Source organism: Labilibaculum filiforme, assembly GCF_002843315.1.
Classification (GTDB): Bacteria; Bacteroidota; Bacteroidia; order Bacteroidales; family Marinifilaceae; genus Labilibaculum; species Labilibaculum filiforme.
In genome coordinates this window covers 356,068-371,693 of record NZ_MVDD01000002.1, presented here as the reverse complement: position 1 = coordinate 371,693, position 15,626 = coordinate 356,068, and the positions used below count along the sequence as shown (strand labels likewise).

10 protein-coding genes are annotated in these 15,626 nt (G+C 37.0%); all 10 read left to right on the top strand.

Annotated features, from left to right (window positions below; genetic code table 11):
• The first annotated feature begins 71 nt into the window (after positions 1-71).
• Positions 72-1,493: a glycosyl hydrolase gene (locus BZG02_RS04160; protein ID WP_124992830.1), complete on the top strand. Its 1,422-nt coding sequence runs from the start codon at positions 72-74 to the stop codon at positions 1,491-1,493.
• Positions 1,494-1,675: 182 nt separating this feature from the next.
• Positions 1,676-2,875: an AGE family epimerase/isomerase gene (locus tag BZG02_RS04155; RefSeq protein ID WP_101260139.1), complete on the top strand. Its 1,200-nt coding sequence runs from the start codon at positions 1,676-1,678 to the stop codon at positions 2,873-2,875.
• Between the two features lie 5 nt (positions 2,876-2,880).
• Positions 2,881-4,092 (top strand): glycoside hydrolase family 27 protein, encoded by a 1,212-nt coding sequence (locus BZG02_RS04150; RefSeq protein WP_101260138.1) that lies wholly within the window; start codon positions 2,881-2,883, stop codon positions 4,090-4,092.
• Positions 4,093-4,188: 96 nt separating this feature from the next.
• On the top strand, positions 4,189-5,562 hold the full coding sequence (locus tag BZG02_RS04145; protein ID WP_101260137.1) for an MFS transporter: 1,374 nt from the start codon (positions 4,189-4,191) through the stop codon (positions 5,560-5,562).
• 48 nt (positions 5,563-5,610) lie between these two features.
• The gene (locus tag BZG02_RS04140; RefSeq protein WP_101260136.1) at positions 5,611-7,578 is read left to right on the top strand and encodes a sialate O-acetylesterase; all 1,968 of its coding nucleotides are present in this window, start codon (positions 5,611-5,613) and stop codon (positions 7,576-7,578) included.
• Positions 7,579-7,587: 9 nt separating this feature from the next.
• Entirely contained in the window at positions 7,588-9,357 is a 1,770-nt protein-coding gene (locus BZG02_RS04135; protein WP_101260135.1) for an arylsulfatase, read from the top strand.
• A 276-nt stretch (positions 9,358-9,633) separates the two neighbouring features.
• Positions 9,634-12,150: a beta-mannosidase gene (locus BZG02_RS04130; protein WP_180335628.1), complete on the top strand. Its 2,517-nt coding sequence runs from the start codon at positions 9,634-9,636 to the stop codon at positions 12,148-12,150.
• A gap of 56 nt (positions 12,151-12,206) precedes the next feature.
• Positions 12,207-13,484, top strand: a complete 1,278-nt coding sequence (locus tag BZG02_RS04125; RefSeq protein WP_101260133.1) for a glycoside hydrolase 5 family protein — start codon at positions 12,207-12,209, stop codon at positions 13,482-13,484.
• A 343-nt stretch (positions 13,485-13,827) separates the two neighbouring features.
• Positions 13,828-14,394, top strand: coding sequence for a TetR/AcrR family transcriptional regulator (locus tag BZG02_RS04120; RefSeq protein ID WP_101260132.1), 567 nt, complete (start codon positions 13,828-13,830; stop codon positions 14,392-14,394).
• A 147-nt stretch (positions 14,395-14,541) separates the two neighbouring features.
• The gene (locus tag BZG02_RS04115; RefSeq protein WP_101260131.1) at positions 14,542-15,621 is read left to right on the top strand and encodes an efflux RND transporter periplasmic adaptor subunit; all 1,080 of its coding nucleotides are present in this window, start codon (positions 14,542-14,544) and stop codon (positions 15,619-15,621) included.
• Positions 15,622-15,626: the final 5 nt, after the last annotated feature.

Sequence of the window (15,626 nt, the reverse complement as noted above, 5' to 3'; positions counted from 1 at the left end):
TATTTGTTCAATAAACCTTATTGCCACTTTTCTCTTTCGAGAAAAAGGCAATAAGGTTAAAATAATCAATAATGCTACAAAAAAGATTCCTGTATAATCGTTTAGTGAAAAGTATGTTGCCTGCTTTGTTTGTGCTTTTTGTTGTTTCGTGCGGTGCTGAAAGTGGCCCAGATGAACCTCCTGTACTTGAAACTCCTCATTTGGTAAGTTCAAATCCTGAAGATGGAGCTACAGAGGTAGATACAAAAACGACATCTATGCAATTGGTGTTTGAAAGCAATCTAATTGTTGTTTCAAAATCAAAAATTTATTTAAATGGCGATGTTGTAAACAACGCAACGGCCGAAGAAAATATTGTGACAGTAAGTTTTTCAACTCTTCAACCTGAAACAGAATACACATTGCTTGTTGATGCCTTTGCTTTTAAAAGAATAAATGGAGCGGTAAATTCAGAGCAAATTTTAATTCGTTTCACAACAGGGGCAAGTCAGGCGATTGGTATTACAAATAATCTTGCTGTTACTAATCCTTCCTCTGAAGCAACAAATCTTTATGCCTTTTTAAAAGACAACTACGGAGAAAAAATAATTTCCGCAACGATGGCCAATGTAAACTGGAATTTTAATGAGGCTGAATGGGTTTATTCACAAACTGGGAAATATCCTGCGATAAACACGTTTGATTATATCCATCTTATGTCTTCTCCGGCAAGTTGGATCGACTATTCTGATATTTCAGCAGTAGAAGACTGGTGGAACAATAATGGAATTATAAGTGCAGGATGGCACTGGTTGATTCCTACCTACGAAGGTTCAACAGATTATACTTACAAACCGGATGAAACAACTTTTAAGGCTTCAAATGCAACTATTGAAGGAACCTGGGAAAATGATTTTGTAAAGGCTAATCTTGAAAAAATAACCGATTATTTGCTGCTGCTTAAGCAAAAGAATATTCCGGTGTTATGGCGTCCTTTGCACGAGGCTGCAGGTAATATTCACGAATATACCGATGGGAAAGCTTGGTTTTGGTGGGGCGCAAATGGTTCCGTGGCCTACAAAAAATTGTGGATTTATATGTTTAGCCATTTTCAGGATGCCGGATTGAACAATTTGATATGGGTGTGGACTACACAGACAAAAGACAGCGACTTTTATCCTGGTGACGAGTATGTGGATATCGTTGGAAGAGACATTTATAATAATACCGAGGCTACTTCTATTGCTGATCAATTCAATACAATACAGCAAACTTATCCTACTAAAATGATCACCCTAAGTGAGTGTGGCAACACGGCCGATGTATCAGAACAATGGGATGCCGGAGCTAAATGGGTCTATTATATGCCTTGGTACGATTATGATAGGACAAATGATATCAATGAGGTGGATTTTACCAGTACAGATCATGAACATGCCAATGCCGCGTGGTGGACAAATGCATTTAGTAATAGTTATGTACTTACCCGTGATCAAATTCCTGATTTAAAGTAAATAAGGAATGCGTTTGGTTTAAGGCGCAAGTCCAAATAAAATCGGATAAAAGTTATTGATATTGAGAAATTTTGGCAAGTACGTAGCTGGGAGCAATACAATAACCTATCAATTGAAAGACATAAATATTTTGCGGGTTTCATGTTTTTATACAGATTCCAAAATGAATTAATAGATTGAAAATGAGTGAAGAAAATGATTCATTGGAGCAATTCCTAGATGAAATTAAAAAAGAATGGTTTGATATACTTGATTATTGGGCAGAAAGTACAATTGACAAGCACAATGGTGGTTTTTTAGGAGAGATTGATAATAGCGGGGTGGTGAATAGTAAAATTGCAAAAGGGGTTGTGTTAAACACAAGAATTTTGTGGACATTTTCATCCGCTTATAATTACTGTAAGAATGAGCGGTATCTTGAAATAGCCAAGCGGGCTTTCGATTATATCCTCACCTATTTTTTTGATCATGATAACGGCGGTTTGTTTTGGGCAGTTGATACTGCCGGACAGGTGGTTGATGATAGAAAACAAGCTTATGCACAAGGATTTGGGATTTATGCTTTCTCCGAATATTACAAAGCATCAAAAGATCAAAGGAGCCTTACACATGCAATAAATCTTTTCTATTTATTGGAAAGTAAATACAAAGATGATGAATTTGGAGGTTATGTGGAAGCTTTGAGTAAGGATTGGAAACCATTAAGTGATATGCGATTGAGCACAAAAGATGCCAATGAGCCAAAGTCAATGAATACTCACCTTCATATTATTGAACCCTACACTAATTTGTATAAAGTATGGGAAAATATTGAATTGAAGAATAGCATTAAAGATTTGCTGGCGATATTTTACAATCGTATTCTTAATCAACAAACCTTCCAGTTTCAATTGTTTTTTGATATGGATTGGACCGTAAAATCCAATGAAATATCCTTTGGACACAATATTGAATCGGCTTGGCTGCTTAGCGATGCGGCAAGAGTGATTCATGATGAGAAATGGATTGAGAAAATGGAAACAGCTGCTGTTCACGTAACAGATAAAGTTATTCATGACGGAATGGATCTTGATGGGAGTGTTTTTTACGAGAAAATTGACGGGGTTATAGATAAAGATAAGCATTGGTGGGTTCAAGCCGAGTCAATTATAGGCTTGGTGGATACCTATAAAATAACACAAAATAAAAAGTATTTAGAGAGAGCCATTCAAATATGGTCATTTGTTAAAGCCAATATTAAAGATAGTAAAGGCGGCGAATGGTTTTGGCGGGTTGATAAAGCAGGAAAACCTGTAGTTGGTGATTGTAAAGTAGGATTTTGGAAGTGTCCTTACCATAATACCAGAGCCTTAATCGAAAGTTACAGCAGACTAAAAAAATAATCAGAATGAGAAAATTAGTTTTATTTAGTTTATTAATTGCATTGAGTATTTGTGTGAATGCTCAGAAAGTAGAAAATTTAGCTTTAACTCCTCCCATGGGTTGGAATAGTTGGAATACTTTTGGTACAGATATTAATGAGCAGTTGGTGATGCAAACTGCAGATGCTTTTGTTGAATTAGGGCTAAAAGATGCTGGATACAAGTACATTGTTTTGGATGACGGTTGGATGGCAAAGGAAAGGGATGAAAATAATAATCTGGTTCCTGATCCAAAGAAATTTCCCGGAGGAATAAAATCACTTGTAGATTATGTGCATTCAAAAGGTTTGAAATTTGGTTTGTATGAATGTGCAGGAAATCAAACCTGTGCAGGTTATCCCGGGAGTCGTGGTTTTGAATATCAGGATGCAAAACTTTTTGCTGAATGGGGAATCGATTTCCTTAAATATGACTGGTGCAATTCCGAAAATCTAAATGCCAAAGGAGCTTATGAAACCATGAGAGATGCCTTGTATGCATGCAAACAGCCAATTGTCTTCAGCATTTGTGAGTGGGGCGACAACGAACCCTGGAAATGGGCAAAGGATGTTGGTCACATGTGGAGAGTAACCGGCGATATTATTAATTGCTGGGATTGTGAAGTTAGTCATGGAAACTGGTCATCGCGTGGTATTTGGCCAATTATCAATCTTCATAAAGATCTTCGCAAATATGCTGGTCCTGGTCATTGGAACGATTTGGATATGATGGAGGTTGGAAATGGTATGACAGATTCGGAAGATCGTGTGCATTTTGCCATGTGGAGTTTATTAACTTCACCTCTTATTTTAGGAAACGACCTTCGCACGATGTCAAAAGAAACCCTGAAAACATTGGTGAATAAGAACGTAATTGCAGTCAATCAAGATGTTTTGGGTGTTCAAGCTTATTGTCATTTGAAAAGTCCTGAACTGGAGATCTGGGTAAAACCTCTGGACAATGAAGAATGGGCTGTGGCTTTTGTTAATAGGAGCAATGAGGAATTACAACTTTCTTTTGATTGGTGGAAACATCCAATAAACGATCAGTTAACTCATAAAGAATTGGAAAAGAAATATAAAAGTTACTCCATATACGATCTTTATGCATCAAAAAATATTGGGTTAACCAATACAAATCTTGTATCAAAAATTAAAGAGCACGACGTTTTATTGCTGAAATTAAGTCCTCAGAAATAATAAAAATAAGCGAACGGGAAGCTGTGTTGAACAGTTTTTGCAAGTATAAATCTATTTGGAGTATCTATTTTCAAATCTCCATTTAAAGCAAATAGAATGGATCATAAAATCTGTTTAAAAGAAAAAATAGGATATAGTTTTGGAGACTTTGCATCTTCCATGTTTTGGAAGATATTCTCTATGTTCCTTATGATTTATTATACTGATGTGGTTGAATTATCTCCTGCTTCAGTAGGAACGATGTTGTTATTAACCCGATTATGGGATGGTTTAAATGATCCTATTATGGGGATTATTTCGGATCGTACCCGCACATCAAAAGGGAAGTTTAGACCCTATCTTTTGTGGGTGGCCATTCCGTTTGGGATTATTGGGGTTTTAACTTTCTCTACTCCTGAATTTGGTCCGTCTGGGAAATTGATTTACGCCTATGTAACTTACACCTTAATGATGATGGTTTACACGGCAATTAATGTTCCTTATTCTTCCTTAATGGGAGTGATGACCGATAATTCGGAGGAAAGAACTTCATTGGCTTCCTTTCGTTTTATAGGAGCCTATTCTGGTGGAATTTTCATGACGGCCTCTATTCCGTACTTGTTGGATTATTTCAGGGAAATAGGTTCTAGTGAGGCTGGTAGTTACCAATATTCGGTAGCCATTTATGCTGTTGTTGCTGCTTTCTTTTTCATCATGACTTATTTGTGGACTAAAGAGAGAGTTAAGCCTTTGTCAGAGAAAACCTCAATTTGGAAAGATGTTAAAGATTTGGGGAAAAATGCACAGTGGTTTATCATGCTTGGCGCTGGCATTGCTGTGCTGATCTTCAATTCTTTACGAGATGGAAGTATCATGTACTACTTTAAGTATTTTATTAAGGATCAAAGCATACCTTTAATTGGAGAAATGAAGTGGGATAAGTTAGCGGGTGCCTACATGACCATTTGGCTGGCTACCAATATGATTGGTGTTTTGTTAGCCAAGCCTGTTTCTGCAAGAATTGGAAAGAAGAAAACATTTATTGGAGCCATGGTTTTAGCTTCTTTTTTAAGTGTTGCTCTTTACTGGTTACAAGCAGAACAAATAGGTCTCATCTTTCTGCTAAATATCTTTATCGGAATTACAGCAGGTATTGTATTGCCATTAATTTGGTCGATGTATGCCGATATTGCTGATTATTCGGAATGGAAAACCGGACGCCGAGCTACAGGATTGGTATTTTCATCTTCCTCCATGTCACAAAAAATGGGTTGGACACTAGGTGGAGCTGTTACAGGATGGTTGTTGGCTGCCTACGGTTTCGAAGCCAATGCTGAACAATCTTTCGAATCACTAAAAGGAATTCGAATGATGATTAGTGTTTATCCTGCAATTGGAGCTGCTTTGTCTGCTTTATTCTTGTTGATTTATAAACTGAACGATAAGTATATGGAACAAATTATTAAAGAGTTAAAAGAGAAGCGAAAATAACTTTCGAGTATAAAAAACTGATTTGTAAATAGCTACAAAATTATTCTTATGCGAAAAATAAATTATATAAAATGGATTCTTTTCTGTGCATTTCTGTGCACAGAAATTATTTCACAGGCTCAAGAAATAAGTATCTCACCCTTATTTGGAGATGGAATGGTTTTGCAACGAGACAAGAGCATTCCGGTTTTCGGAAAGACAGACCCGAATGCAAAAATCAGCATTACATTTCGATCTCAGACTGCTACAGCTCTTGCTGATAGTGAAGGCAAATGGCAAGTGAACTTGAAACCTGAAGTTTATGGCGGTCCTGATGAACTGATTATCAAGACAGAAAGTATGCAGCTTGTTTTCAATGATGTTTATGTTGGAGAGGTTTGGATTTGTTCTGGACAATCGAATATGGAAATGCCAATGCTAAGTAATTGGGCTCATGTGAATAATGCTGAAAAAGAAGTTGCAGAGGCAAATGATTCTAATATTCACCTTTTTGTGGTAGAACGAAATACATCCTTTCATCCTTTGCAAGAAATGACTTCTACAGGCTGGAAAGTATGTACGTCACAAGCTGTTGCCGATTTTTCTGCTGTAGCTTATTTTTTTGGTCGCAATTTGTCCAATTCGCTAAACATGCCAATTGGTTTGATTCAAACAGCTTGGGGAGGAACCGTTGCCGAAGCATGGACCAGCGGAGAAACATTAAAAACACTTGCCGATTTTAAAGAAAGTGCCATAGCAATTGAGAAATTGCCAACTGACAAGAAAGAACTTGAGAAGAAGTATCAGAAAGATTTAGAAGCACTATTCATAGAGACAGCACAGTTGGATAAGGGAATTGAGGGAAAGGATACGCTTTATTCGGTTCTTGATCTGGATGATTCGGATTGGATGGAGATGAATCTACCTGGTATGATTGAGAGCACTAAAATTGGATCTGTGGATGGAGCCATTTGGTTTCGGAAAACGCTTGAAGTTACCAAAGAGAATGCTCAAAAAATAAATAGCCTGCACATTGCAGCTCCCGATGATTCGGATGAGACTTGGTTGAATGGTGTAAAAGTAGGCGAGAGTGCCGAGTGGGATGTACCTCGTATTTATTCCTTGCCGAAAGGCTTGGTGAAAGCTGGAAAAAATACAATAGCTGTTCGATTAACTGATTGGAGAGGTGCTGGTGGTTTTATGGGTGAAGCTTCTCATTTTGCATTGACTTCTGAGGATGGTGTTCGCATTGAATTGGCAAATCAGTGGAAAGTGAAGGTCGGTTACGATATGCGTGATGTGAAAACAAGGCCCGTTCAGCCCAACGAACCCAATCAGCCATCTGTTTTGTACAATGCAATGATCAACCCATTAATTCCCTATGCGTTTAAGGGCGTAATCTGGTATCAGGGGGAAAGTAATGTGGGTAGAGCAGAACAGTACAAAGAATTGTTTCCTGCTATGATTAGCGATTGGAGAACACAATGGGGCGCAGATGAGTTTCCTTTTCTTTTTGTACAATTAGCCACTTATTTAAAACGAAATGAACAACCGGTTGAGGATTCTTGGTCGGAATTGCGTGAAGCACAACGAAATACATTGCAATTGAAAAATACAGGAATGGCGGTAGCTGTTGATATTGGCGATGCCGATAATATTCATCCTGGCAACAAGCAGGATGTTGGAAAAAGATTGGCTTTGTGGGCACGAAATAAAGTGTATGCAGAGAACATTCCGTATTGCGGACCAAGCTACAAGTCGATGCAGCTAAAAGAATCATCTTTGGTCGTTGAATTTGATCATTGCTATCAAGGCTTAAAGACTTCAGACCAACGAGAGGTAACTGGTTTTGCAATTGCAGGAAAAGATGGAGTTTACCATTGGGCAAAAGCAAAAATTGATGGAAATAATATAGTTCTAAGTTCAGATCAAGTGATTCAACCTGTTTTTGTACGGTATGCTTGGAGCTCGAATCCAGATTGTAATTTAATTAATTCAGCAGAATTACCAGCAAGTCCTTTTCAAGCAAATTTGTAGCGGAATATCATGAGAATAAATCAAGTAATTACTAGCTTTTTTGTTTTGATTATAGGTTTTTCGTCTTGTCAGAATCAAAAGAAGAAAGCACAAAAACTACCTAATATTTTACTGATTGTTGCTGACGATCAAGCTTATGGCGATTTGTCCTTAACCGAGAATCCTTATTTGGAAACACCAGTTTTAGATGGCTTGGCAAAGGAAGGAGTATTTGCCAATCATTTTTATGTGAGTCCGGTTTGTGCACCAACTCGAGCGAGTTTGCTAACTGGAAGGTATCATCAAAAAACTGGTGTTAGCGGTGTAACTCGGGGCAGAGAAGACATGCGTTTGGATGAAACTACCATGGCGACTATTTTGAAGTCCTTTGATTATACCACAGGAATATTTGGAAAATGGCACAATGGAGCGCATTATCCTTATCATCCATTAGGCAGAGGTTTTGATGAATTTGTTGGTTTCACATCAGGACACTGGAGTAATTATTTCGATACCACCATCGAGAAAAATGGAAAGGATTTTCAAACAAAAGGATATTTGCCGGATGTGTTAACCGATGAGGCAATTCGTTTTATATCAGAAAGTAAGGAGGAAGGTAAACCCTTCTTTTGTTATCTTCCTTACCAAACTCCACACACACCTTTGCAAGTTCCCGATAAGTATTTTAATAAGTACAAAGAAAAGGGATTGGATGATTTTAATGCTTGTATTTACGGCATGTGCGAGAATTTAGATGATAATGTTGGCCGTTTGCTAAAGCAACTGGAGGAACAGGATTTAAAAGAGAATACCATTATTGTCTTTTTGTCGGATAACGGGCCTTTAAATTTTCGGTTTAATAAAGGTTTAAAAGGTCGCAAGGGAATGGAAGATGAAGGAGGTGTAAGAGTTCCTTTCATCATCAGTTGGAAAGGGAAAACTATTGTCGGGAAAACCATTTCTACTCCTTTGGCACATATCGATTTATTGCCCACTTTGTTAGACCTAATAGGCAAGCAATATGAATTTGAAAAGCCTTTGGATGGGCTAAGTTTTGCGAGCTTATTAAAAGAGGAAGCACAACTGGAAAAAAGAAAATTATATGGAGAATGGTCGGGTAGAAAGCGAGTTCTTTCAGATCCTTATTTAATGATTGATGAGGAGCTTTTCGATATTCAGAAAGATCCTGAGCAATTAAAAGACATTCGGAGTCAACATGCCGAATTGTTTGACTCTTTGCAAGCTGACTATAAAAAATGGTATGATGATTTACAGGTAGGGAAGCAGGAAAGTAAGGCTATTCCAGTAGGTTATAAGGAATATCCTATTTGTAAACTTCCAGCTCATGAAGCAAACCTGTTTCCTCCTTTTGAGTTTCGAAAAGACAGAAGACAAACGGGAATTGCCTATCATAGTTTATATGGTTGGGCGCATGATTGGATTGACTTCTGGACCAAAACCGACGCTTATGCACAGTGGCAAATAGATGTTGTTGAAGAAGCGAATTATAAATTGGAGATATATTATGCTCTTGCAGATGAGGATGTTGGCACTAAATTAAAAATCACAATTGGAGATGAGCATGTTGTTTTTAAAGTAGACAAAGCATTTATTCATAGTGAATTAAAAGATTACGATAGAGTGAAGAGAGAGCAGGAAGCACCAGAAACGGATTGGGGTAAACTAGATGTGGGAAATGTGAATTTAAAAGAAGGGAAATACAATCTTACTATTCAGGCATTAGATATTTCCGGTAAAAAAACGATTGAATTGAAAGAAATTCATTTAATTAAAAATTGAGCTCAATAGGTTTGTATGATGTTAAATAGTTCCCGAGAACTTAAAACGTGCCGAACGAATGCCAATTATTGAAGCGAAAGGGCAAAAAGGAAAATCGATTTATCATCATATTGAAATGCTAAGAATATTAAACGAGAATAAAATCAGATTATAGAATTCTTGATACTTGTATCTGAAATTAAATGAACTAGAATGAAAAACTACCTGTATTATTTAACTTTTTGGATAGTTGCCACAACTTTTCTATCCTCATGTCAACCTAAAGAAATCCAAAATATGGAAACGAGGGAATTGAATTCAAATTGGACTTACCGACAGGTGAATGGATCTGTTTCGGGAACCGCAACGGTACCAGGAACGATTCACACCGATTTATTGGTCAATAAGCAAATAGAAGATCCATTTTATCGAATCAATGAAAAGAGTCAGCAATGGATTGATAAGGAAGATTGGGAATATACCACGGTATTTCAATTATCCGAAAAGGAAATCGAAAAGCAAAACCTAATTTTGGATTTTAAAGGTTTGGATACCTATGCCGATGTGTATGTGAACGATAGTTTGTTTTTGCAAGCCGATAACATGTTTCGAGAGTGGGAAATTGATATCAAAAATGTAGCAAAAGTAGGAGAGAATCAGGTTAGAATTTATTTTCATTCTCCGATTGCAAAGGGATTGGAATTGCTGAAGGCATCACCTTATGTCTATCCTGCAAATAATGATCAATCAGAAAATGGCGGCTTGGGCGATCAAAAAGTATCTGTTTTTACACGTAAAGCTGGTTATCATTACGGTTGGGATTGGGGGCCACGATTTGTAACTTCGGGGGTTTGGCGACCAATCAATCTGAAAATTTGGGATGCGCTTCGCATTAAAGATGTTTTTATTCAACAAACATCCGTAAAGAAAGAGGAAGCGCAATTGCTTGCTGATTTTAGTTTGGAAGCAAATGAGGCTTTTTCGGGAGAGGTGCTGTTGACCGATAAATCGACCGGAAAAGTAATGTTGAGTAAGCAGGTAGATGTTGAAAAAGGAAGTACTCTAATTTCGATTCCTTTTACCATCACAAACCCAAAATTGTGGTGGTCGAATGGTTTGGGAGCACCAAATTTGTATCAGTTTGAAGCTAAGGTGATAAAAGACAACGAAATTGTTACCAATTATGAGTTCTCAACCGGATTGCGAAGCTTGAAATTGATTCGTGAAAAAGACGAGGCCGGAGAATCGTTTTATTTTGAATTGAATGGTGTGGCTGTATTTGCCAAAGGAGCTAATTACATTCCAAACGATAATTTTTTACCACGAGTAAGCCAAGCGGATTACGAAAAAGTAATTGCCGATGCAAAAGATGCCAATATGAACATGCTTCGAGTGTGGGGTGGTGGTATCTACGAGAATGATATTTTTTATGATTTATGTGATAAAAACGGGATTCTGGTTTGGCAGGATTTTATGTTTGCTTGTTCCATGTATCCGGGAAACGAAAAAATGTTGAACTCCATAAAAGAGGAGGCCAAAGATAATGTGATTCGTTTGCGTAATCATCCTTCTATTGCATTATGGTGTGGAAATAACGAAATGAATACCGCTTGGAGCTACTTCTCGAAAGATGGTTGGGGTTGGAAAGAGCTGTATACCGAAGAACAGAGAGAAGAAATTCAGAAAGCCTATATGGATATTTTTCATGGAATTTTACCCGATGCAGTGAGTAAATATACCGATGGGGATGCTTATTGGCCATCGTCGCCACAAGCAGGTTTTGCGGTGGAAAAGCATGCCGGATACGAAACCTCTAGCGGCGATATGCACTATTGGGGCGTTTGGCACGGATTGCACCCATTTGAGGATTTCGACAAGTACAAAGCTCGTTTCATGAGTGAGTATGGCTTTCAGTCATTTCCTGATTTTGAAACGGTGAAGAAGTATACGTTGCCAGAAGATTACAACATCGAATCGGAAGTGATGGCATCGCATCAGCGCAGTGGAATTGGAAACTTGCGCATTAAAGAATACATGAGCTGGGATTATAAAGTACCTGCCGATTTTGAGCAATTTTTATACATGAGTCATGTGTTGCAAGCACGGGGAATTAAAGCAGCCATTGAAGCTCACCGACGAGCAATGCCGTATTGTATGGGAACTTTGTATTGGCAAATAAACGATTGTTGGCCGGTAGCAAGTTGGAGCAGTACCGATTATTATCACAAATGGAAAGCCATGCATTATATGGTTCGTAAAGCCTATCAGTCAGTTTTATTGTCTGCTTTTGCAAACGAAGGACAATTAAAAATATATGGAGTTTCTGATTTACTGGAAAGTAAAAATGCAAAACTAAGTCTTCGCTTGGTCAATTTTGAAGGAAAGCTGTTGTTTGAAAAGGAAATAGCTGTCGATTTAGTAGCCAATGCAAGTCGTGTTTTGTACGATTCGAGTATTGAAACGCTTCTTGGAGATTACGATAAAAATGCTGTTGTATTGCAAATGGAGTTGAAGACTGATGGTAAATTAATCGCAGACAATAAATATTATTTTGCCAAGCCCAAAGAGTTGCTATTGCCTAAAGCAAATGTGGAGGTGCAAATTGTTGAAAATGAGGGCAAATATATTGTCGAAGTATCTACCGATAAATTGGTGCGTGATTTATATTTGAACTTTAAAGATTCAGACCTTAAATGTTCCGATAACTATTTTGATTTGTTGCCGGGAGAGAAAAGAACTCTTGAATTGTCTGGATCAGACATTCCAAAACCAAGTGCCTTACAATTAATGCATTTGCAACAAATTACAGAATAAAAAATCCATAGCGACGATGAGAATTCATTTTTATCGTCGCTTTTAATAGCCGAACAATGAATAAATTTTTAGGACTACTAATTCTTTTTGCGAGCATTATATTTTCATCTTGCCAGCAAGAAAACAAAACCAATTTTGTGAAGGTTGAAGCCATGACTTTTACGATAAACGGAAAAGATTACAATTATAAGGGAGCTAATTACTGGCAGGGCATGAATCTGGGTGCACCCAAATCGGGAGATCGGGAACGATTAATTCGGGAATTGGATCAGATGCAAGCATTGGGAATAACCAATTTACGCATATTGGCCGCCAGCGAAGCCGATTCGGCAATGCGCTACTGCATTCATCCGGCTTTGCAAATTGCGCCAGGAGTGTACAATGAAGATATTTGGCAGGGATTGGATTTCCTACTTGCCGAAATGGGAAAAAGAGAGATGAAAGCGATTATGGTGCTTGGAAATTTCTGGACCTGGAGTGGGGGATTTCCTCAGTATCTGCAATGGGCAGGTATGGGCGATGTTCCCTATCCTCAGGAACCTCCTACCTCGTGGCAAGAGTTTACCGATTACTCCAAACAGTTTTATAGCAACGATTCGGCGCAACAGATGATGAGGAATCATATTAAAACTACCATCATAAGAATTAATTCGGTAAATGGAAAAGTCTATAAAGAGGATGCAACTATTATGGCTTGGCAATTGGCGAACGAACCACGTGGATACGATGTGCCTGAGCAGTTGCAAAAATGGACACGCGCAACTTCTGCCTACATTAAAAGTTTGGATGAAAATCATTTGGTCTGTTTGGGAACCGAAGGAAATACGGCCAGTGTAAATTCTGGTGTTAATGTGCTGATTGATAATGATGATCCAAACATTGACTACATAACTATGCACATTTGGGCGCAAAATTGGGGCTGGTACAAACCCGGACAAAGCGATTCAATTTATCAAGAAGCAATGAAAAAGGTAAATGCTTATTGGGATGTACATGTGGAAGCAGCCGAAAAGCTCAACAAACCAATGGTTTTGGAGGAATTTGGTATTGCCCGCGATGCATCTTCATTTTCTCCTGATACTACCACAACTTCTCGGGATCAATTTTTTGAATATATATTTAGTAAGGTCGATGAATCTATCAAGAACAAAGGAGTTGTGAGAGGATTGAATTTTTGGTCCTATTCTGGAGAGGGCAGACCACCGCGTCCGGGAGAATTCTGGTTGCAAGGGGATACTTTCTTGGGCGATCCTCCTCACGAATTACAAGGCTGGTATGGAGTTTACGATACCGATTCTTCCACCTTGGGAATAATAAGAGAATACAATAGATAGCTGTAATGATGAAAGTTCTGATTGATTAAAAATCGATTGGAACTTTTGTTTTTTAGTGAGGAATGCAACGAAATACTGAAGTCTTTTGTACGAATATTTGTAGTTGTATTTTACTGTATTTATGTAACTATTCGAATTGGATTCATATTTATAGAAAATAAAATGGTTCTCTAGAGTAAATGCATTTAAACCTAACCAAATAAGTCTTACTGTTAGATGTAGATCAGGTTTTTACCGTAGGATTAAAAATAATGTTAATTTTTTTAAAATTGTTTGCATGGATTAAATATCAAGTCTACTTTTGCACAAAGTAAACTGAAATAATACATCTAGTTTAGCTGATATGAAATTTGGAAATGAGAATATAGAAAGAATTGTTTTTGAAAGTACTCAAAGTATTTTGCTGAAGAAAGGGGTAAAAGGTTGGAATATGGACGATTTGGCAAAAGAATGTGGAATGTCGAAAAGGACTCTATATAAAATTATTGGCAATAAAGAAGACTTGTTATACCGATGTTATGATGAGACTTTTAAGTCGAATTTGAAATTTGTAAAAAAGAACATTGAACAAGATGGTGATTACTATTTATTATTAGATGAATTATCTAATTTGATAGTTAATGGAGTGAATGAATTTGTGATTGTTGGATCAAAAAGCATAGAAACAGAATATCCTCACATATCTAAAATGATAGAGGCGAGAATTAAAGAGCATCAAAAGTTGATTATCACTTTTTTTGAAAAAGGGATAGATAAAAAATTACTAAAAGATAATGTGGATGCTCAACTTATAAATAGTATGGTATCAGCAATCATGAGTTTTAATGTAATGAATAGTAAGGATCAAAGGGAATTTAGAGATAAGACCAAGAAACAGCTTGATTTTTTGTTTGAAGTAATTAAGAAATAGGAACAATTAATTATAAAAAGGTTAAGGGTACACTTAAGCATATGAGTGACCCATATTTTTTTTTGTCCTAAAGTAAACTAAAGATACTAATATAGTTTACATGATATTGTTGAAGAGTTAATGTGAAAATTCACTAATGTTTAAGTAATGAGGTATTTAAATGGAGTCAGCTATTTGCTGATAGGAATGTTAATTTTTGTTGGTTGTAAAGAAAAAGCCAAAGAAGAGGTTCGTGTAAGATCGGTTAAAGTTTTGCAAACAAGTATTGAGGCAACCAATAGTAATAAAATTGTTGTGCCCGCAAGTATTCATGAGAAGCGAGAAACCAAATTAGCTTTTCGAGTGAATGGTCCGTTGGTAAAATTAAACGATATTATTGGGGATTATGTGTCAGAAGGTCAAGTGATTGCTAAGATAGACCCTCGGGATTATAAGATAGCATTAGAAAAATCGAGTGCAACCTTTAAGTTAGCAGAGGCGGAATACAAGCGTTACAAACGATTATTGGAAAAAGAAAGTGTTGCTGCTAGTACATACGACCTTATGGAGTCGAATTATACGGCAGCAAAAACAGCTTATGAGTCGGCTAAAAATGCATTAGAAGATACCGATTTAAAAGCTCCGTTTTCTGGATATATTAGTGATGTGTTTGTAAATAATTTTGAAGAGGTGAATCCTGGACAACCAATTATATCGTTTATCGATCTTTCAAAATTTGAAGTAAAAGCCTGGATTTCGCTAAAAGATTTAGCGAAAGTTACTGATAGTACTCAATATGCATGCTTAGTTGAAGTGGGGAATAAAAAAATAAGAGTCCCGGGAACTTTGAAAGAAATTGGTCATAAAACCAGTATGTCAAAACAGTCTTATCCTATATCAATATTGATTGATGCTCCTAAAAACATCAAGTTACGAGCTGGAATGACTACACATATGGAGATCATCAAAAAAGAAACAAGTTCTGTAGGCTCTCTGCAAATTCCAATTACCTGTGTGTACAATAAAGAAAACAAAACTTTTGTTTGGCTTTTTAATGAAAGCACAAATACTGTTTCTGCAAAAGAAGTTCTTAGTGGTAAAGTAGTAGCTAACGACATGATTGAAATTAAAAGGGGATTAAAAGGGGGTGAAAATATTGTTAGCACTGGAGTTAATTACCTTTTTGAAGGACAAAAAGTAAAGAAGTACAAAGGATTCGCAAAAACAAACGTAGGTAACAAATTGTAATCAAA